The 21,082-nt window shown below is 35.8% G+C and carries 12 protein-coding genes; 6 read left to right on the forward strand and 6 right to left on the reverse strand.

Annotated elements, in window-relative coordinates; translation table 11 throughout:
- Positions 1-25 precede the first annotated feature (25 nt).
- From DLK05_RS13535 to thiL, 3 genes are all read left to right on the forward strand, one after another.
- Positions 26-667 carry a hypothetical protein gene (locus DLK05_RS13535; protein WP_127344546.1) on the forward strand — a complete coding sequence of 214 codons (642 nt, stop codon included), beginning with the start codon at positions 26-28 and terminating at the stop codon, positions 665-667.
- Positions 668-750: 83 nt separating this feature from the next.
- The gene (locus DLK05_RS13540) at positions 751-1,227 is read left to right on the forward strand and encodes a hypothetical protein (RefSeq protein ID WP_127344547.1); all 477 of its coding nucleotides are present in this window, start codon (positions 751-753) and stop codon (positions 1,225-1,227) included.
- Positions 1,228-1,721: 494 nt separating this feature from the next.
- Positions 1,722-2,765, forward strand: coding sequence for a thiamine-phosphate kinase (gene thiL, locus DLK05_RS13545; protein WP_127344548.1), 1,044 nt, complete (start codon positions 1,722-1,724; stop codon positions 2,763-2,765).
- A gap of 83 nt (positions 2,766-2,848) precedes the next feature.
- Here the strand turns inward: thiL and lpxA are convergent, their stop codons facing one another.
- From lpxA to DLK05_RS13565, 4 genes are all read right to left on the reverse strand, one after another.
- Positions 2,849-3,631, reverse strand: coding sequence for an acyl-ACP--UDP-N-acetylglucosamine O-acyltransferase (gene lpxA / locus DLK05_RS13550; RefSeq protein ID WP_127344549.1), 783 nt, complete (start codon positions 3,629-3,631; stop codon positions 2,849-2,851).
- A 70-nt stretch (positions 3,632-3,701) separates the two neighbouring features.
- On the reverse strand, positions 3,702-5,093 hold the full coding sequence (locus tag DLK05_RS13555; protein WP_127344550.1) for a bifunctional UDP-3-O-[3-hydroxymyristoyl] N-acetylglucosamine deacetylase/3-hydroxyacyl-ACP dehydratase: 1,392 nt from the start codon (positions 5,091-5,093) through the stop codon (positions 3,702-3,704).
- Positions 5,094-5,149: 56 nt separating this feature from the next.
- Entirely contained in the window at positions 5,150-6,187 is a 1,038-nt protein-coding gene (lpxD, locus tag DLK05_RS13560; protein WP_127344551.1) for a UDP-3-O-(3-hydroxymyristoyl)glucosamine N-acyltransferase, read from the reverse strand.
- A gap of 229 nt (positions 6,188-6,416) precedes the next feature.
- Positions 6,417-7,676 carry an HD domain-containing protein gene (locus DLK05_RS13565; protein ID WP_127344552.1) on the reverse strand — a complete coding sequence of 420 codons (1,260 nt, stop codon included), beginning with the start codon at positions 7,674-7,676 and terminating at the stop codon, positions 6,417-6,419.
- Positions 7,677-8,159: 483 nt separating this feature from the next.
- Between DLK05_RS13565 and rimP the strand changes: the two genes are divergently transcribed.
- The 3 genes from rimP to infB all read left to right on the forward strand — a co-directional run bounded on the left by rimP (position 8,160) and on the right by infB (position 12,905).
- Complete coding sequence (rimP, locus tag DLK05_RS13570) at positions 8,160-8,624, forward strand: ribosome assembly cofactor RimP (protein WP_127344553.1); 465 nt, start codon at positions 8,160-8,162, stop codon at positions 8,622-8,624.
- Between the two features lie 22 nt (positions 8,625-8,646).
- Positions 8,647-9,879: a transcription termination factor NusA gene (gene nusA, locus DLK05_RS13575; RefSeq protein WP_127344554.1), complete on the forward strand. Its 1,233-nt coding sequence runs from the start codon at positions 8,647-8,649 to the stop codon at positions 9,877-9,879.
- Positions 9,880-9,944: 65 nt separating this feature from the next.
- Complete coding sequence (infB, locus tag DLK05_RS13580) at positions 9,945-12,905, forward strand: translation initiation factor IF-2 (RefSeq protein ID WP_127344555.1); 2,961 nt, start codon at positions 9,945-9,947, stop codon at positions 12,903-12,905.
- Positions 12,906-13,043: 138 nt separating this feature from the next.
- Here the strand turns inward: infB and gcvH are convergent, their stop codons facing one another.
- Together gcvH and sov are read right to left on the reverse strand one after the other, a co-directional pair.
- Positions 13,044-13,418 carry a glycine cleavage system protein GcvH gene (gene gcvH, locus DLK05_RS13585; RefSeq protein WP_127344556.1) on the reverse strand — a complete coding sequence of 125 codons (375 nt, stop codon included), beginning with the start codon at positions 13,416-13,418 and terminating at the stop codon, positions 13,044-13,046.
- Positions 13,419-13,567: 149 nt separating this feature from the next.
- Positions 13,568-21,082: a T9SS outer membrane translocon Sov/SprA gene (gene sov / locus DLK05_RS13590; protein WP_127344557.1), complete on the reverse strand. Its 7,515-nt coding sequence runs from the start codon at positions 21,080-21,082 to the stop codon at positions 13,568-13,570.

Below are 21,082 nucleotides of genomic sequence, written 5' to 3' on the forward strand. Positions count from 1 at the left end.
ACAGCTAAAATTAAACTACTAAATCATGAATATTAAAAAATTGTACTTAATGCTACTTCTTAGTACAATAGGTATTTCAACAAGTATTGCACAAAGCGAAAACAAGATCCAAACCAATTTACGAGTAGGTGCAGGTGTAATGCTTAATGCAGGAATCGACGGAGTAGGATTTAATATGGAGTTACCCTTCGGGATAGGCAAATTTATAGAAATTTCACCTGCGGTTGCTTATTCCAAAATGCATCCTAATTACGAAACCGATTTTGGATACAGGTATTACCCTGATTTTTCAGCCTCTATTTCCTATGGTGGAAAATCAAACGAATTAGGAAATTCCAATTTTCTGAAATCGGCAAATAGTCAGCTAGGAATAGATCTGAATCTACGATTTAAACCCTTGGCTCTTCTGCATAAACAAGGCAAAATCGATATTGCTGTCGGTTTTGGCTATGGCTATAAAAGCGGAATCGACATCAAGGAAACCTCAGAGGACAATGGAAATTATTGGATTACACATAGCACGTGGAATTCTATGGAATGGAATCCTTTTCTGCTTGACGTTAACTACAAACTTAGCAACAGGCACAAGCTGGGTTTACATTTTAACACTTATGGCGGAAACGAAGTGATTTCTGAACTCGGTATTCATTTCATCACCAAATTATAAAGAGAATATTTTTACCCAAAAGTGAAATACAAAACCAACTAATATAGATTTCTATTTTTTATTAACATTTTAAACTAATCAAAATGAAAAACAACGATTTAATTCAAGTAGTTTTCGAACCAGAAGAACTAAGCGAAAACAATGCACATCTGGATGCAATGCTATCATTAGCGAATAAATATGCTCCGGGATTAACTGCCGAGCAGCGTTCTGAATTTGGCTCTATTAACGAAACCAACAAGCTTTTGGTAAATAAAGGAAAGCTAATTATGCAGGAAAACCCGAAATACCTTCCTGCTTTTATTGATATGGACGAGTTTGAACGAGATTTTGTAGCCAGAGAAGAAATCGAGAAAATGCTACGGAAATTAGATTTGATTCAACGAAAACTAAGCGACACCAAAATTTTATTGGATAACGACAACTATCAGGATGTTATGGCTTTTTATCGTTCTGTTCGCTACTTTGCCAACGAAGACAATCAGGAAGCCATGCCACTGTACAATGAATTAAAAAAATTCTTCCCCCATCATAAGAACGGTGCAAAAGAAGAAAACTAAAACCCTAAACAAAGCGGAACCCACACCCATCGGTTCCGCTTTTATCGCCCACCCTATTTTCAAGAACAACAACTCCCCCCTACAAACACAATATTCACACATCTTTTAATTTCGATCGAGTATTTAAGCACCAAAATCGAGTATCGAAGAACGATGCTGATTAAAAAAACCACGACACAGCGTGTATCGAGGCACGATATGTCATGCTTCGAACCACCCTGTATCGTGTATCGAACCACGATTCCACTTAAAACTTTTAAAAAAAATGTGTATCGAACCACAGTACAACGTACATCGAACCACCTTATTGGTCAAAAGTTTTAACAAAAAGCTTAAAATATTATAGTTAAACCTAAAATCACCAAAATCGTTCAGGTTTAGGCAACACAACCGATATAAATCGCCAGTTTAATGTCTAGAACTGACTGGTTTTAAAAACCTTTCAGGTCTAATAAATTTTCTACCTTTGCAGCCATAAACATAGAGCTAATATTATGCAGGATAACAAGGCAAAAGGAACCGATATTGCTACTTTAGGAGAATTCGGATTGATAAAACACCTTACAAAAAATATCAAATTAAAACATAGCAGCAGCAATCTGGGCGTTGGCGACGATGCTGCAGTAATCGATTATCAGAATAAAAAAACAGTAGTAACTACTGATTTGTTGCTGGAAGGCATTCATTTCGATTTAATGTACACTCCGCTAAAACACTTGGGATACAAAGCCATCGCAGTAAATGTTTCGGATGTTTATGCCATGAATGCTTGTCCAAAGCAGGTTACGGTTTCCATTGCCATCTCGAAACGTTTTACCCTCGAAGCTGTGGAGGAAATTTATGCAGGAATACAACTTGCCTGCGAAAATTATGAAGTGGATTTGGTTGGTGGCGACACCACATCTTCCTTAACGGGATTATGCATTTCGGTTACTGCCATTGGCGAAGCAGATGAAAAAGAATTGACCTATCGCAGCGGTGCTAAGGTAAACGACCTGATCTGCGTAAGCGGTAATCTGGGAGCGGCTTATGCCGGATTACAATTATTGGAGCGTGAAAAAAGAATTTACGACAACAATCCAAATATGCAGCCCGATTTAACGGGACACGATTATATCTTGGAACGCCAATTAAAACCCAAAGCCCGTAAAGATATTTACGAACGTCTGAAAGAAGCCAATATTGTTCCTACATCTATGATTGATGTCTCGGATGGTTTATCTTCAGATTTAATGCACATATGCGATAAATCAGTAGTTGGTTGCCAGATTTATGAGGAGAAAATTCCGGTAGACTTCGAAACTCATAAAATGGCCGAAGAATTAAATATGAACTACAGTACTTTCTCCCTCAACGGTGGCGAAGACTATGAATTGCTATTCACCGTACCATTGGACAAATTTGATGCAGTAGAAAAAATAGAGGATGTGAAAGTAATCGGCCATATCACCGAGGCATCGAAAGGAAATTATTTGGTTACCCGCGATAATGTGGAAATTGAACTGCAAGCTCAGGGTTGGAATCCGATTAAGGAGTAATCCATACCAAATACAGATTGATACAAAAAAAGTGAGATCCTCCTTCGAAGATCTCACTTTTATTATATTTCTTAATTGCTTAATTATTCAGGGAAATATCCTCTCATAATACCACGTTTCGAATTCTTCACAAAAAGAATAATATCATCACGCTCCGGAGAAGCAGGCATTTCTGCCTCAATAGCTTCCAAGGCATTAAAGTTATTCATGCCTTTTTGATACAAGTAACGATACACATCCTGTATTTCGCGAATTTTTTCGTTGCTGTATTCTCTACGACGCAAACCAATAGAGTTTACTCCAATATAGGAAACAGGCTCGCGACCAGCTTTTACGTATGGAGGAATATCCTTGCGAACCAATGATCCACCTGATACCATCACGTGAGAACCAATGTGTACAAACTGATGAATTGCAACCAAACCACTCAAAATCGCATAATCATCGATGATTACCTCGCCAGCTATCTGAGTAGCATTACCAATGATACAATTATCACCAACAACACAGTCGTGGGCAACATGCACATAAGCCATCAGCAAACAATTGCTACCAACAATAGTTTTACCTTTAGATGCAGTACCACGATTAATGGTAACACATTCGCGAATGGTAGTATTGTTACCAATTTCAACAGTTGTTTTTTCTCCTTTAAATTTCATATCCTGAGGAACAGCACCAATTACAGCACCAGGAAAAACATTACAATTTTTACCGATTCTGGTACCTTCCATTATTGTGGCATTGGAACCAATTCTGGTACCTTCCTCAATTACCACATCTTTATCAATCGTTACGAAAGGCTCGATAACCACATTATCTGCGATTTTTGCCTCGGGATGCACATATGCTAACGGTTGCTTCATTTTCTATTTATTTTCGATACATGCAAACCATGTGTATAGGCATGTTTGCGTAGCAGTAGTTACAATTAAATTATTTATTTTTTACAATTTGAGCCATAAACTCACCTTCGGCAACAACGGTATCACCAACAAAAGCTAAACCGCGCATGTTAGCAACTCCCCTACGTATTGGTGAAAGAAATAATAGCTTCAAGATAAGCGTATCTCCAGGCACAACTTTCTTTCTAAATTTAATGTTGTTTTGAGTAAGGAAGTAAGTAGAATAATTTTCAGGATCTTCCACCTGATTTAATACCAATATACCGCCACACTGAGCCATTGCTTCAACAATAAGCACCCCTGGCATAATTGGTTCTTCAGGAAAATGACCCACAAAAAATGGCTCATTCATACTTACATTCTTGACTCCTATAATAACATCCTCCTTAATATCGATAATCTTGTCAACCAACAAAAATGGAGGGCGGTGAGGTAATAATTTCATTACCTGATTAATGTTTAAAACTGGCTCTTTCCTAGGATCGTAAGCCGGAACAGAATCTTTTCCCATTTGTTTTTTTATTTGTTTGGTTAATAATTTTGCCATTTTAGTATTCGGTCCATGACCAGGACAGGAAGCAATAACCTTTCCTTTTATAAATTTGCCGCAGAGTGCAAAATCACCTATCACATCCAATAACTTATGGCGGGCACACTCATTGTCGAAATACAATTCCAAATTACTAAGAATACCTTCCTTTACTTCTACCCGATGATGATCAAACAAATCAGCTATACGATCGAGCTCTTTTTGCTCCATCATCTGATCCATGATCACGATGGCATTATCCAAATCGCCACCTTTCACCAAGTTGTTATTCAAAAGAAATTCCAACTCTCGTACAAATACAAAAGTACGACACATGGCAATTTCCTTCTTATAATCTTTCATGCTATTTAAAGTGGCAAATTGATTCCGCAATACTTTAGAATCAAAAGCGATCATAACATTCAAGGAGTATTCATCATCAGGAAGTAAGCTTAGCTCCACCCCTTTGGTTTCGTCTTTATAAGTGATTTTCTCTTTTACAACGAAATATTCTCTGGTAGCATTTTGCTCTACAATACCAACCTCTTCAATGCCATCTACATAAAACTTAGCACTACCATCCAAAATAGGAGGCTCCGGAGAATCTAATTCTATCATACAATTGTCGATTCCCATTCCGTACAATGCAGAAAGTGCATGTTCTATGGTTTGAACTTTAAAATCTCCTTTTTGCAATACTGTCCCTCTGGAAGTATCTCCTACAAATTCGGCACTGGCATCCAAAACCGGTTGACCTTCCATATCAACCCTCTTAAATTTATATCCATGATTTTCTGGTGCAGGTACAAACTTGATAGAAACTTCTTTTCCTGTATGTAATCCTTTACCCGTAAGCGTAAATTCTTTTGCTATAGTTCTCTGCTTATCCGCCATAATTCGACATCAATATTTTCTAATTTCTATATCATATTCCAAAAATAAATTTCGGTCTATTCTTCTTCCAGATTTTTTAATCTTTTTTCCAAATCAAATAATTGTTCTCTCATCTTAGGAAGATTTTTAAACAAAACATATGATTTTTGATAAGGTGCATAATCAAATGCTGGCGAGCCTTGCAGGACGGTTCCTTCTTTTTTAATGGTACGGCCTATTCCCGATTGAGCAGCAATTTTCACTTCATCAGCAACACTAAGGTGTCCTACAATACCAACCTGGCCACCAATCATACAGTTTTTACCAATTTTGGCACTTCCTGCAATTCCTGTTTGTGAGGCAATCACCGTATTTTCATCGATTTCCACATTATGCGCCACCTGAATCAGGTTATCCAGTTTCACGCCTTTACGGATAATTGTTGATCCCATAGTAGCACGATCCACACAAGTATTTGCACCAATCTCCACATGATCTTCAATCACCACATTACCAACCTGAGGTACTTTTTTGTAATCATTAGCAGAGGAAGGAGCAAAGCCAAAGCCATCACCACCAATCACAACTCCTGAATGAAAAATACAATCCGCTCCAATATTACAATTTTCGTAAATCTTAACCCCTGAATTTAATGTAGTATTGTCGCCAATTACCACATTATCTCCTACATAAACATGAGGATATATCTTCACGTTGTCGCCAAGCTTCACATTACTACCGATATATGCAAAAGCCCCAATGTAAATTTTCTCCCCAAGCTTTGCAGATTTACTAATATAAGAAGGCTCCTCAATCCCAATTTTCTGCGGTTTGCTTTGTTCATACATCTCCAACAAGCTGGCCAGAGATTGATAAGCATCTTCCACGCGAATTAAAGTAGTAGCTATTTCATGCTCTGCCTTAAAAGTCTTGTTTACCAATACAATCGACGATTGGGTTGTATATAAAAAATGCTCATACTTAGGATTTGCTAAAAAGGATAGCGTTCCGGGTTTTCCTTCTTCAATTCGGGAAACACTATTTACTGCAACACTTCCGTCACCATCCACTTCCCCATTTAAGAATTCTGCTATATCTTGCGCTGTAAAATTCATTCATTCAATTTTTTATCAGGTAACAAAGCTTATTTTTATTTAGAATAATCCTAAATAAAAAAGGATTAATAATGGAGCGAAAATACGCTAATGTACCTGATTAATAAGAAAAAAATTTCTGCAAATCTAACAATTATTTCATGTACATGAAATTTTTTTCCTTTTCATGGATAGATCTTCAAGCTATAAAAAGTAATAAAGTTCCTGCTACAAGCCAGTAATAATGTACTTAGACTGTAATTTTTGGATAGCACAAATAGAATTTTTCCACCTTTTTGGACAGAACGCTAACATCCAGCATATCCGAAGCTTCAGTGATATCACTTTGTGTTCCATCTTTAAACAGGATATTGATACGATCATCCTCCGAACGATAAGCATGATTACTTATAGAACCGGCAATCACTAAAAAATCCAATGCATGGTCAGAACAATTAAAATGGTTTTTAATTTTCAACCGAATCTGATCAACATATTCCGGACTATAATCGACTTTCTGCATCTCAATTCTAAACAGTTGTCGGTCGCGAATACACTTACACAAATAAGCTAGCACCCCATCGTGATGATCGGCCCACACTTTTATGCATACCATAATATCATCATCATCCAAATCAGCAAACACTTCCAGTGCACTGCGACCATTATATACCTTCTCCGGGTTTTCGAACTCTTTCAGACCAATTTTATTATATAAAAAATAACGCAGTGCAGGAGTAGCGAATAATTCGTCTCCTTTTTCGGCCAAATATTTTGCACGTTTCAAAATATAAACCATCATTTCCTCTGCAGCGATCACCGTTTTATGCAAATAAACCTGCCAATACATCAAACGTCTTGCAATCAGGAATTTTTCGATGGAATAAATTCCTTTCGCCTCAACGACCAAACGATCGTCTTTCACATCCAGCATTTTAATGATTCTTGCAGAACCAACTACTCCTTCTGTAACCCCTGAAAAAAAACTATCCCTACGTAAATAATCCAATCTATCCATATCCAGCTGACTCGACACCAACTGATTTAAATATCGTTTAGGATATTTATTCTGAAATATCTGAATTGCCAAATCCAACTTTCCATGAAACTGATCGTTAAGCCGATTCATGAACAAATCTGAGATTTCCTCATGTGTAATACCATTAACAATACTATATTCCAATGCATGAGAAAAAGGTCCATGTCCAATATCATGTAAAAGAATTGCGGCATTAACAGCTTCCGCCTCAGCATCCGTTATTTCATTTCCTTTTGACCGCAACACCTCAATGGCAAGTCCCATTAAATAGGTTGCGCCCAAAGCGTGTTGAAAACGATTATGAAATGCACCAGGAAATACCAAATAAGTTAATCCCAACTGTTTTATTCGACGCAAACGTTGAAAAAAGCGATGCTCTACAAGATCATAGGATATGCCAGCAGGAATATGAATAAATCCGTGAACCGGATCATTTACAATTTTCTTTTTTAAGCCCGATTGATATTTCATGTGTCTATAACTTGATTTTTATTTGACATCTGGCAGTTTGAGGCGAAATTTAATCATTTCACTAAGCGTGATTTTATCGATTAAATTTCCACACGCTCATTCCATGTATCTATACCTCATGCAAGTAGTTGCAATTCTTTTAAATGAATAACAATATTTCTTACAGATCATTGAACTTTCTCATATTCCCAAAAATAGAAAAAGCAAGTGGAAAAGACTATTTCGATCCCATCAATAAAGAAATTCTATCCTAGAAATACCCAAAAATTCATATTCAAGTAAAAACCAGCTTAATTGGTTTTCAAATAAGCTGCAAAAGTCAAAATATTCAGAAAATATTTTCTTTAGCAATTAGAATACAATAATTTAGAGCAATGGCATTTGTTTTTTAAAACATTTATCTCTAATTTTGCATCGAAAAGTAAGAAAAACGTGTACTTTAGGGGGCAAGAAGTCCCCTATTTTATTGACATCAACTGGTATATGATTGATAAAAAAATTGTACGTGAAGTTGTTGAAAAAGAAATCGCCGGAACAGATCTGTTTTTAGTAGATCTTGGTGTATCAATTGGAAATGCAATTTCAGTAATGATTGATAGCATGGATGGAGTACCTATTAGTACTTGTATAGAATTAAGCCGTGCTATCGAAAAAAACTTTGACCGAGAGGTTGAAGATTTTGAACTTCAAGTTGCATCAGCAGGAATTGGCCAGCCTTTTCAGGTAATTCAACAATACCATAAGAATATTGGTAAAGAGGTAGAAGTGCTAACAAAAGAAGGCATCAAGCTTAAAGGTAAATTGCTCACCATTGGTGAGAATGGAATTGAAATTGAGGTGGAAGAAAAAATAAAGATGGAAGGTAAAAAGAAGAAGCAAATCGTTCAGAAGATTCATTCTCTTACTTTCGATCAAATTAAATCAACCAAAGACATTATTACTTTTTAACAAGTAAAATAGCAGAAATAACATGAATCTTATTGAGACCTTTTCAGAATTTAAGGAATTAAAAAATATTGATCGCGTTACCATGATGAGCGTATTGGAAGATGTTTTCAGAAATCTTCTGTTGAAAAACTATGGTACCGACGAGAACTTTGATATTATTATAAATCCAGACAAGGGTGACCTGGAAATCTGGAGGAACAGAGAAATAGTAGAAGATGGGAAAGTAGAAGACACCAATCTTCAGATATCCCTTTCTGAAGCCAAAAAGATTGATGAAGATTATGAGGTTGGAGAAGAAGTTACTGACGAAGTTAAGTTTAAAGATTTCGGAAGACGTTCCATCCTAACCTTACGCCAAAATCTTTCTGCAAGGATTTTAGAATTAGAAAAAGATAATATTTTCAATAGCTACAAAGATAGAGTTGGGGAGATTATTACTGGTGAAGTATATCAAATCTGGAAGAAAGAAATATTGGTGCTCGACGATGAGGGCAATGAATTAATTCTTCCTAAAACAGAACAAATCCCTTCGGATTATTTTCGAAAAGGAGAGTCAATTCGTGCAGTGGTAATTCGTGTTGAAGTAAAAAACAGCAGTCCGCTTATTGTTATCTCAAGAACTTCCCCTGTATTCTTAGAGAGATTGTTTGAATTGGAAGTGCCCGAAATTTTTGATGGTTTAATTACCATTAAAAAAATTGTTCGTATTCCAGGTGAAAGAGCAAAAGTAGCTGTTGAATCCTACGATGAAAGAATTGATCCCGTAGGAGCTTGTGTGGGAATGAAAGGATCTCGAATTCATGGTATTGTTCGTGAATTAAAAAACGAGAATATTGATGTGATTAATTACACAACCAATAAGCAATTATTTATTACAAGAGCACTTAACCCTGCCAAGGTCTCCTCTATTAAAATATTAGAAGATGAAGGCAAGGCTGATGTTTATTTAAATCCGGAAGAGGTATCACTTGCTATTGGTAAAGGTGGTTTAAACATCAAATTAGCCAGTCAGCTTACCGGATACGAAATAGATGTATATCGCGAAAAAGTTGCAGACGAAGGAGAAGAAGATGTTAACTTATCTGAATTTACTGATGAAATTGAAGCATGGGTAATTGATGAGTTAAAGAAAATTGGTTGCGATACAGCTCGAAGTGTATTAGAACTTTCTCCTGAAGAGTTGGAAAAAAGAACTGATCTTGAAATTGAGACTATCAATGAAATATTAAATATTTTCAGATCCGAATTCGAATAATCAAGTTCTTTTATTTCTTTACTATTATTATTGAATCAGGACATTTTAACAGTTAACTTCAAAATATGGCAAAAGTCAATAAAAATATAAGACTTAGTAAACTAGCAAGAGAATTCAATGTTGGGATATCTACCATTGTTGATTTTTTGAACAAAAAAGGTATTCAGATTGATACAAATCCAAATACTAAAGTTTCAGAGGACGCATATAATATCCTTGCAAAAGAGTATAGCTCAGATATTAATCTGAAAAAAGAATCGGAAAAAGTTAATCTAAAAAGTACCAGAGAAAAGAAAGAAACTATTTCCATCGATTCAGAAGAGAGCACCCCTGAAGAAACTGTTGAGAAAACGGAATTAGAAATTCCGGTTAAAAATCCTGTGAAAGTGGTTGGTAAAATTGATTTGGATGCATTAAAACCAAAAGCAAATCAACCTAAAATTGAAGAAAAACAGGAAAAAGTTGAAAAGTCAAAACCTAAGGAAACAAAACCTGTCGAAACGAAACCCGTTAAAGAGGTTAAAATCCCTAAAAAGGTTGAGCCTGTTCAAGCCAAAGAAGAAGTTACTGAAAAACCATCCGAACCAGCTATGAAGCCTGTTCAAGATGACCAAACTGTTAAAATGAAAGGTCCTAAAAAAGAGGAAAAAACTCCAGCTTCTAAACAGGAAAGCAAGGAAGAGTTTAAGGTAGTCGGTAAAATTGATTTAGATGCCCTAAATCAGAAAACACGTCCGGCAAAAAAGACAAAAGCTGAAAAGGAGATAGAGAGAAGAGAAAAGCAGAAAGCCTCAACTCATAAACCTCAAAAGCAGGAGCAATCAGCAACGGGAAAAACAGATGCTAAAGAAGAAATTTACAAATCTTCCAGGCAGAAATTATCTGGTCCTACAGTAGTTGGTAAAATTGAACTTCCAGTTGAGAAGAAACCTTCTAAAGATAATAAGGATAAAGCAGCCCATCAGCAGCGTAAAAAACGCAAAAGAATTAAAAAGGATAGTGAGAAAGTAAATGTAGCTAATACTCCAGGGCAGGCTAAGCCTCATACTGACCGCCAAAAACCGGGTAACGCTCCTTCCAAATTCAAAAAGCTGAGAAAGAAAAAGGCTGTTAAAAAAGAAGTTAGCGAAGAAGATGTTCAAAAACAAATTAAAGATACTCTTGCAAGATTAACCTCAAAAGGAGGTAAATCAAAAGGAGCCAGACACCGTCGTGAAAAACGTGAAATGGCCAGTGCCAAACAAGAGAAAATTGCTGAACAAATTGCAGCAGACAAGAATGTTTTGAAACTGACAGAGTTTGTTTCAGTAAACGAACTTGCAAGCATGATGGATGTTCCTGTAACAAACATTATTGCAACCTGTATGGGGTTAGGTTTATTTGTTTCGATCAACCAGCGGTTAGATGCTGAAACTATTGCTATTGTTGCTGACGAATTTAACTATAAAGCTGAATTTGTAAGTGTTGAACTTCAGGAATCTATTGAGGAGGAAATAGATAAGGAAGAAGATCTTTTGGATCGTCCTCCAATTGTGACCGTGATGGGTCATGTTGATCACGGTAAAACTTCCTTACTTGACTATATCCGACATGCCAATGTAATTGGAGGAGAAGCTGGAGGTATTACTCAGCACATTGGAGCTTACAATGTGGCACTTGAAGATGGAAGAAAGATTACATTCCTGGATACACCAGGTCACGAAGCATTTACCGCAATGCGTGCTCGTGGTGCACAGGTAACAGATATTGCAATTATTATAATAGCTGCGGATGATAATGTGATGCCTCAAACAATTGAAGCAATTAATCACGCTAGTGCAGCTGGAGTTCCTATTATTTTTGCAATCAATAAAATAGACAAGCCAGGAGCTGATCCAGAAAGGATAAAAGGAGCTCTTGCCAACATGAATTATCTTGTTGAAGATTGGGGTGGAAAATATCAATGTCAGGAAATATCAGCCAAAAATGGTGTGAACATTGAAGATTTATTGGAGAAAGTACTTTTAGAAGCTGAACTTTTAGAACTAAAAGCAAATCCAAATAAACGTGCCATTGGTTCTGTTGTTGAATCCTCCTTAGATAAAGGTCGTGGATATGTTACCACCCTTTTAGTTCAGGCAGGTACACTGAAAGTGGGAGATATTCTGCTTGCAGGCAGTTATACAGGACACGTGAAAGCCATGTTTAACGAAAGAGGAAACAGAATCGAAGCTGTAGGTCCATCAGAGCCTGCATTGATTCTAGGATTAAATGGAGCCCCTCAAGCAGGTGATAACTTCAATGTTCTGGAAAGTGAGAAAGACGCTCGTGGTATTGCAAACAAAAGAGAGCAATTACAACGTGAACAAGGACTTCGAACTCAGAAACATATTACTCTGGATGAAATTGGACGAAGAATTGCTATTGGTAATTTCCAAGAATTGAATGTTATTGTGAAAGGTGATGTGGATGGATCTATCGAAGCCCTTTCTGATTCCTTAATTAAGCTTTCAACTGAAGAAATTCAGGTAAATATAATTCACAAGGCAGTAGGACAAATTTCAGAATCTGATGTAATGCTTGCAACTGCTTCAAACGCTATTATTGTTGGATTCCAGGTTCGACCATCTATTGGCGCACGAAAACTAGCAGAGAAGGAAGCAATTGACATTCGCTTATACTCTATCATTTACGATGCAATTGAAGAATTAAAATCAGCAATGGAAGGAATGCTTTCTCCTGAAATTAAGGAAGAAATTATTGCAACTGTTGAAGTGATAGAAACTTTCAACATTACTAAGGTTGGTACTATTGCAGGTTGTCTTGTTCGTGAAGGAAAAATTAAGCGTAGTTCAAGAATCCGCTTAATTCGAGATGGAATTGTAATATATACCGGAGAACTTGGATCATTGAAACGATTTAAGGATGATGCCAAAGAAGTTAATAAAGGTTATGAATGTGGTTTGAATATCGAAAAATTCAACGATATAAAAGTTGGCGACATGGTAGAAGCATTTGAAGAAACCGAAGTGAAAAAGAAATTGTAATAACACACAATACTTTACCAAAAAAGCAAGCTGTTACAGCTTGCTTTTTTTTGCTCTATTCTAAAGACGTAAGATTCTTATAATGAAAAAGCCCCTCCAGCCAAAGCTGGAAGGGCACTATTTATTTCTTATAAAAAATTACAATAATGCTTTATATTGCTCAGCATTTAATAATTCATCTAATTGAGAATTATCTGCAACTTTTACCTTGATAATCCAACCTTCTCCATAAGGATCAGAGTTTACCAAGTCAGGAGCATCTTCTAATTTCTCATTAAATTCCAATACTTCACCACCAACAGGCATAAACAAGTCAGAAACAGTTTTAACAGCTTCGATAGTTCCGAAAACTTCTTCCTTATCTAATTCATCACCTTCTGTTTCCACTTCGATGAATACGATATCCCCAAGCTCGCCTTGAGCAAAATCAGTAACACCAATAAATGCTTCATCACCATCGACACGAATCCATTCATGGTCTTTAGTGTACTTTAAATTTTCAGGTACATTCATGATAGTATGTTGTTTTAAAAGAGGTTAATTAATTTGCCTCAAATTTACATTTTTTTTTCAATTATAAGATACCACCCCATATTGAAAACCATGTTTTACAGCTTAATTTTAAAAAATCCAATAATCCTACCATCCACACATTATCTATTCTAATTTGCAAGGGTAAATCTCACACTTGCTCCAAATTCTGTTGTTCTGGTAGGGTAAGATAAAGAAACATAAGGCGTGTTTACAATCCGATCATAATACAATCTAAGATTGAATCGATTACTCAAGACATAATCTGCACTAAACTTTAGTGTTACTACCTTTTGTCCTGATGTTAGCTGATCTACTTCATCGACTATTTTGCGGATAATAGTGCTATTTTTGCGAATGGACAGATCTGCCCGCAAATTTAAATCACTATTATATTTCTTTTGACGTGAACCAGATCCAATAATCATCCCGAAATCATCAAAACGATATCCCAATCCAAAAATCATTTCATTCGATGCTACCTCTGTTAATTGGGTATTTGTAAGACTTAAAATTAAATTCCTTGTACGTTTAATTTCAAAGCTTGTTGAAAAGCTATTTTTCCAAATCATGTCCACATTAATAAGCGGATTAAACTGCTCGTTAATAGATATAGAATTCGCCTCATACAATGGCAAATAATTATCGGCCATATCTCTAATCAAACTATAACCATCGTCACCTTCTTCATAGGTTAGATTTGTATTGTAAGATCCCACATCATAGGTAGAAGTGTAGGCATGACTCAAATTTATCGATTTAAAATATCTCCTTACAAATGGAATCTTCGACAAACCTTCGAAGTTAACTCTCCAGTTGGGTTGCATACTTGAGATCCCAGGGAATAGTTTATTGTATCCCTTACCACCATTACCGTAAGCCTTTAAAAAAGCAGGTATCAGAACTTCCTGGGAAGTGGGGCCATAGCCATTAAAGAAACCTTCGGCATCGGTACTGGCTTCATTTTCATAATTGTCACCATAGCGTTGTTGAGCCAATCTTAAAGATTCAGTTTTTCTATTTTCCAAAAACTCATCAAAATATTTGGAAGCATAATCACCAGTATTTCCTAAGGTGAAGAAAGCAGATTTTAAACTCAAAAAACTCATACTAAAATTTCCTGACTTCACTAGATTTTCCGCATCAAAATGATTATTATCAGTATTATAAATATAATATTCACTTCTATTTCTGGAATAGTTCCGGTTTGCAGTGATATCGATCTTTAGCCCTTTAACTGGTTCAATTGTACTTCGCAAAGTGAAGTTCTGAGTATGACTCATAGCGAATGGTTCATTTAAAGTAGGGTCCGTTGTAATCCAACCTCTTTCAGCTGCCTTACGAGCAAACTCCTTATCTTGCCCACCAGTAAGAAAATTAAATCCTGGAGCTTTAGAACCATTATAAGATTCTCCACCAAAGTAATTGGTTTGTGGTAAATAGCCAGGAAGAGTGGTTGCATTAATTTCAGAGTAGTTAATCGAAATATTTCTCACGCTCATTAAGGTTCTTAAAAAATTCTCTCCTATAAGTGTAAAAACCCCTTCCTTTTCGGATATTTTACCGGTAACCCTAACCCTCACATCCTTTACACTCCTAGCAGATGTAATTTTTGCCCGATTGCCAGTTACAGGTTTGACATGTACTTTCACCTCACGCCCCTGTTTATCGTAAACCTTTACTTTAATATCTTCCGTCATCAATTTATGATAGATTGAAATAGGAATTCCCTTTTTTAGTTCTGGCAATGTACCTTCATAATTTAGGGTAGTATACGCTTTTGTCTTCTTCTTATATTTTCTGCTGGAGCTATACTTTCGGTTAATTTTTTTCAGAAATCCTATTTTATTATACAAATTCACCATATTCAATTGCCCATTCATCTGAACATTATTTGAATTACGTATCGTATTACCCAATTCAATTGTATCTGCTGTAATTGCACCAGCATTCCAATCATATGCACCGGAATACCTAGTTGTAATAGAAGTCCAGTTAAACCAAGGTATTTTATTTATTGGTACCGTATAGGTAATATTAAAATTGTGATGGTACTTTATATTTCTTCCTCCATCCATCAAATTATTCCAAATAGAATCCTTCCATATATTATATGCATCTCTATCTCTGTTTTTATCCACTATCCCATCCGGTTCATCAATACGGGAAGTATTGGTTGCCGAGAAATCAAATTTCAACCCTTTTGTGAGGTTATACTTTAAATCATAGTAACGATACCAAATAAAATCTTTATCAAAAGTAGGTTCTATTTTCAAGTCTGGTTCTTCAATATTTCTTTTCTCTATTTCCCTATAATATCTTTGTAAATCGGAACGAAACGACAGCTGTGTTGGCAAGTAATAAAAGTTAAAATCTCTTATCAATTTAAAAATAGGTTTGCGAAATGCTTTTACCTTTTTAAAAGGTTGAACATTTTTCGGACGGTTCGTATAATTATAGCTTAAAACTCCCCTGTAATTTTTCTCTAAATCGCGAGCTGTATTTACATCCCGTGAATAGGTTTCATTAAAGGAATAAGTTAAAGCCAAATTGGAAACATCAATCAACTTAGATTTTCCACCAATTTTTTCAATTCTAACATTGGTGAGATTGAAACTTTTCCGTTTGGTATATTCCTGTGAGATATTTTTGATAGAGTCTCTTTCTGCTTTGGAATCAGCATTATCTAAGGCAACATTTAAAGGAATATCCGGATCCAAAGGATTATATTCCGGACTTACAGTTTGTTCAGAAATAGCATAATACATGGGAATACGTATTCCTGATTTTTCAGGAAAGAATTTACCTAATTCCAGGCTAGCCGATAAATCATATTGAAAAATATCATCTTTGGATCGATCATTCACACCATCCTCAATTCCTCCAAAACCTGAGGTTACTTTGCTTCCCGCCCAAGTAACAGTCCCAAGGTCTGCAAGTTTAGTTGTTAATCTAAGATTTGCAGCCCAACCACCATTTTCATCAAAATCGGATAAGCGAAGTTCATTCAGCCAAACTTCAACAGATTTAGGCAATTGATCATCAATTCCCGTAGCATCTGATTCAGGATTTTTTACTCCGATCATCACCGTGCGTACATTAGCAAGATTTGGATTTCCTTTGATTCGAACGATTTGCTCCGCCTGCAGAGGATCAGCATTACTAGACAAATCACCAACCTTCATATCAAAAACTGTGGTATAATCAATAGTTGAACCTGCCGCACGCATTGCATCGTTACGCAATTGCTTTATAGTTTGAAATAAATGCAGTTTAAAATCAAATCTATTTTCATCTGGCCATACACTCAAACGATCGTCCTGATTATCCCCATTATATACACCAGGAGGTGTTAATTTTAGCGGAATCTCATACTCATAATAATTATCCTGATAATCTGAACCTAGTCGAATAAACACATTCACCTGATCATCCTGAAGAGGAAAACCATCAATTTCTTCCGCATGAACATCCATTTTTAACTTACCATACTTTCGAACATCCATATTTAATGTCTTATATGCTCCCTTTCCCTTGCCATCTTCCAAATTGTTAATTTTAAGCAAGATAGATTGTTCGTTCAATTGCACTAATTGTGGATTACTTGGATCAACTACTCTGTCGATTCCCGGAGGTAAAACATAATTTACAGGTTCTTTACTTGCATTTTCTTCAATATTAATGGCTGTGATATCGAAAGCAGCTTCAGATGGAAAGCTATTATTAACATCTTCATTAATTGCTTGTTCGTACTTTCTCCAATCATCACGAACCAAATCCAGAGTAGCAAAACGGGCTATCACATCCTCATCAAAATTTTTCATGAACATCCGAATGAATCGAATAGATGTGAAGTCGTTTATATTTCCAAATTTATCTTCGTATTCGCTTACTGGAATTTTAAATTGATACCAGTTTACACTCCCTTTTGTGCCATTTGCCAGATCAACATTACTTGTAACTTTATCAACAATAAAATTTTGCCCCACCTTCATTTCATCAGGTTGAAGATGAACTCTATATTGATAATAAGCCTCACTTTCACTCAAGGTATTATCGTGATTAATGTCCTCAACATCAGGCAAGGTTGTCGCAGAAGTTGGATAACTTTCCGGAGACAAGTCAGAAGTTGGAGAATTTCCTTCCGGTCCATTATAAGCTTTATACCTTTCAAGAATACTAACCTCATCGGCATCGTAATCACTACCTCTAAAATAATGATAATCATCACTAGATGGATCTTGAACTGCCATATTGTATGCAGCAGAACCTGTTCCTAAATTAGAAGAAAAGCTTATCGCCTGAATGTAATCCTTGAAAAAGCTTAGCTCATCTTGATCATCTAATCCATCCAAACCTACATCCTGAAATTTTCGGGATTGAGTATTATTATCAAATGCATTTACCAAAGATTGAACCAAAGGTACACGTCCCCATTTTGTGCTATCTACGAGAGTTACATTCTCATCAATAGGCAATCCATTCTCAAATGATTTTCTGGAATCGCGCAAAACATCTTCTGAAATATTACCCAGATCAAAATAGATATCTCCTCCATTTCGATTTGGGTCATAAACGAAGGGATCCATCATCCAAAATTCGATATAAGCAATATTTGCCGCCTCAAAATCATTGGTTTCAATTTTACGCATGATACCTCCCCAGCGAGATTCAGGTACCTTTAGGCTGCCATCCTCATTCATTCCCTGAGAAATCCCTAGCTCACCATCAACATCATAATTATAAGGGCCTTTCTCTTCAGGATAATAGGCCAAATTAAGAACTGAAATATTGGTAGGTACACCAGAGGCTCTTTCTTTATTGGGCCAAATTTCCTCTTCAAATATTTCCCGCACAAAATGATTCGATTGCTGATCTTTGTCGGCTTTAATATATCCGGGAGTAGCAGCATTATTTCTTAAAAAGAGTGGATCGATAACATACCATGCTAGTTTTGCCCTGTTATAGCCATAAGCTAAATCATTATTTAAATTTCCTTCGGGAAATTGCGCATCGTTATTTTGGGGAGTACTTGCAAGTACCCAAGAACTTAAGCTTTTTAAATCGATAGATGTTTCTGTTCCTTCAAAGTCATCAATATAAGCTGTACCGGAACTTCCAATAGCTTTATTGTGTCCTGGAACCAATTGTGCAAATTCACCTTCTACGGAAATTGAGGAAGGTTCTTTAGTTTCAATAAATGGAATTTTATCTATCATTCGGGTTAAAAACTCCGATTCTGTATGATAACTTCCATTCAACCCCCAAATTGTGTTGGAAATAGGTTCATCTCCTATATTTACTTTCTGTGTTAATGGTTGTTCGGAAAGATGCATTACCGTTGCACCCAAATTAAAATCATCGTTAATTTGATAATCCATCTGAACACCAAGTAAAGTTTTTGTTTGGATATTAAAAAGAGAATTATTTTCTGATGAAATCGTAATAGGAGTACTTGATTCCAATAAGCTTTGATTGATAATTTTCACTCTTCCTAGTGTGTAATCAACTGTATAGTCAATATTCTCAACCAATTCACGTCCACCTGCTTTTACACTTACCGAACCAGGTTCCACATTCAGGGCATTCAATGAAATTTCTGAACTAGTTGAAGATTTATAACTCCCCTTTAAGGAATATTTATTCTTCTCTGCAATTTGCTGAGCCTCATTTTGAGTTTTCTTATACAATTCCTCAAAAACATACTTATCAGCAATAACATTATTACCAATTTTACCACGCAAATACTTGCCAAATGGTTCAATCTCCGGAAATATTATTCTTCCATTCGTTGAATATATTGTAATTCCATCAATAAAGTCGAACATTCCATCAGCACCAGGATCCAACTGTGAATTTAACTGATCTAAATTCAATACTTTAAGTAAGATGTCATTCTTAACATCTCCTTCGGGCAAATAATTAACTGCAGTACCTGCATTATCATTCTGATATAAGATATTCAAAACAAAATCATCAGCATTCACCTGGAAGGCTCCGATATTATAAATATTCTTCATCATCAGCTCCCATGTAGGCATTTGAGGACTCAAATTAGTACCTTTTAACAACTTCATGACCAAAGTTTGCGGAGCACTTACCCCATCGGATGTAAATTCACCTACTCGAAAAACCTGACCTCGATAAGTATATTCATATGCAACAGCCAAAACTTCATCCGCATTCAATGCCTGGTTTAAAGAAATATAACCTAGTTTTTCATTTACAGTATATTCAGATTCTGACAATTTCCTTGCATTTTCTACTTTCTCGTAATCAGTACCACTGACAAAACCTGGAGTTAAAGGAGAAAGTGTGCTGGTAACTTGGTTAATATCCCGAATACCAGAAAAATTTATTGTCATTTGCTGATAAACATCATTTAAGTCGTTATCAGGTAATGTTCCTGTTCCTGTCTGCGAAAACAAAGAATTATAAATATTACTTGCATCCTCACCTAAATCAACAAAAGCAACAAGATTTCTTGAGTCCTGAAAATTTGAGGTTTTATTTGTTACCCAAACTTCAACCTTATTAATGGAAACTGCCGAATTGATTACAGGCAAATTCTTAAGTGCCTCATCATAATGATCGTAAAAATATTTAGATAAGAAGAAGTGTCGATTGGCTTCGTATTGATCAATTGGTATATCAAACTCATTTTTCTGCGCACCATTTTCCATTTCCACAACCGTTGTTTCCCCTTTTTGTTGAGAAAAAATAGAGGTTACGGATAATTTTCCAAACTGCATTTGTGTTTTAACACCAAATAAATTTTGACCACCCGTTATTAAAGTATTTGAAATAGGCATAGAAACATTACCTGCTTCTACTTTTTTAATAATCTCATCTTCATCTCCAGTATATTCCAATCTCATTTGATTCTCGAAATCGAATGTAGCCTCCGTATTATAGTTCACATCCATTTTCAATTTCTCCCCAACCGTTCCGGTAACATTCATTTGAATTTTCTCGTCAAAATCAAAACTTGTAGTTTTCCTCAAATTCTCAGGTAGAGTTGGATTTTCAACGTTTGTTGTATTAATACCGAAAGTGAGTTCTGCAGATCCCTGTGGTTTAATCTTTATGGTATTGCTTCCAAAAATTTTATCAACAAATTGTCCGCCCAGTTTTAAATCCGGCACCAATTCGTTGCCAGAATTAGAACCTTCATTTCGGCTTCTTTCCATCCAATAGTCACGAATAGAATTTTGGGCGTTATATGCTCTATACTCCTCAACCGTCATAGAAATCGGACGACGGTAATTCATCTCCCCAATTTTTTTAACCAAAATATAATTCCCTGTTTCCGGATCGTATTTAATAGTTGATTGAATATTACTTGGATCCTTTAGAAATAAGGGAGATTTCTGTGATGCTCCATATTCCTGATTTTCGTTCTCATCATCGAAAGGATATCGCAAAGAATCATTCTTTGCATTTGGATTGTCGTTATAAAAAGGAGATTTTTTATTAACAATTCGACTGTTCGAATTTCTAGAGATACTACTTGTATCTCTTTGTTGTATTACACCATTTAAATTAGCAATATCGCCATTAAGAGCAAACAACGAAAACTCGCTATTAAGAGCGCTGCACAGTACAACAAAACAAAGGGATATTATATATTTTAATAGTTTTTTCAA

It is taken from the genome of Ancylomarina longa (assembly GCF_003996985.1).
In the GTDB taxonomy this organism is placed as follows: domain Bacteria; phylum Bacteroidota; class Bacteroidia; order Bacteroidales; family Marinifilaceae; genus Ancylomarina_A; species Ancylomarina_A longa.

Excerpts from the sequence above, each read along its gene's own strand:
- DLK05_RS13555 (WP_127344550.1), bottom strand. The coding sequence starts at position 5,093 with ATGGCGGATAAGCAGAGAACTATAGCAAAAGAATTTACGCTTACGGGT.
- infB (WP_127344555.1), top strand. The coding sequence starts at position 9,945 with ATGGCAAAAGTCAATAAAAATATAAGACTTAGTAAACTAGCAAGAGAA.
- lpxA (WP_127344549.1), bottom strand. The coding sequence starts at position 3,631 with ATGAAGCAACCGTTAGCATATGTGCATCCCGAGGCAAAAATCGCAGAT.
- nusA (WP_127344554.1), top strand. The coding sequence starts at position 8,647 with ATGAATCTTATTGAGACCTTTTCAGAATTTAAGGAATTAAAAAATATT.
- thiL (WP_127344548.1), top strand. The coding sequence starts at position 1,722 with ATGCAGGATAACAAGGCAAAAGGAACCGATATTGCTACTTTAGGAGAA.
- DLK05_RS13565 (WP_127344552.1), bottom strand. The coding sequence starts at position 7,676 with ATGAAATATCAATCGGGCTTAAAAAAGAAAATTGTAAATGATCCGGTT.
- rimP (WP_127344553.1), top strand. The coding sequence starts at position 8,160 with ATGATTGATAAAAAAATTGTACGTGAAGTTGTTGAAAAAGAAATCGCC.
- lpxD (WP_127344551.1), bottom strand. The coding sequence starts at position 6,187 with ATGAATTTTACAGCGCAAGATATAGCAGAATTCTTAAATGGGGAAGTG.
- gcvH (WP_127344556.1), bottom strand. The coding sequence starts at position 13,418 with ATGAATGTACCTGAAAATTTAAAGTACACTAAAGACCATGAATGGATT.
- DLK05_RS13535 (WP_127344546.1), top strand. The coding sequence starts at position 26 with ATGAATATTAAAAAATTGTACTTAATGCTACTTCTTAGTACAATAGGT.
- DLK05_RS13540 (WP_127344547.1), top strand. The coding sequence starts at position 751 with ATGAAAAACAACGATTTAATTCAAGTAGTTTTCGAACCAGAAGAACTA.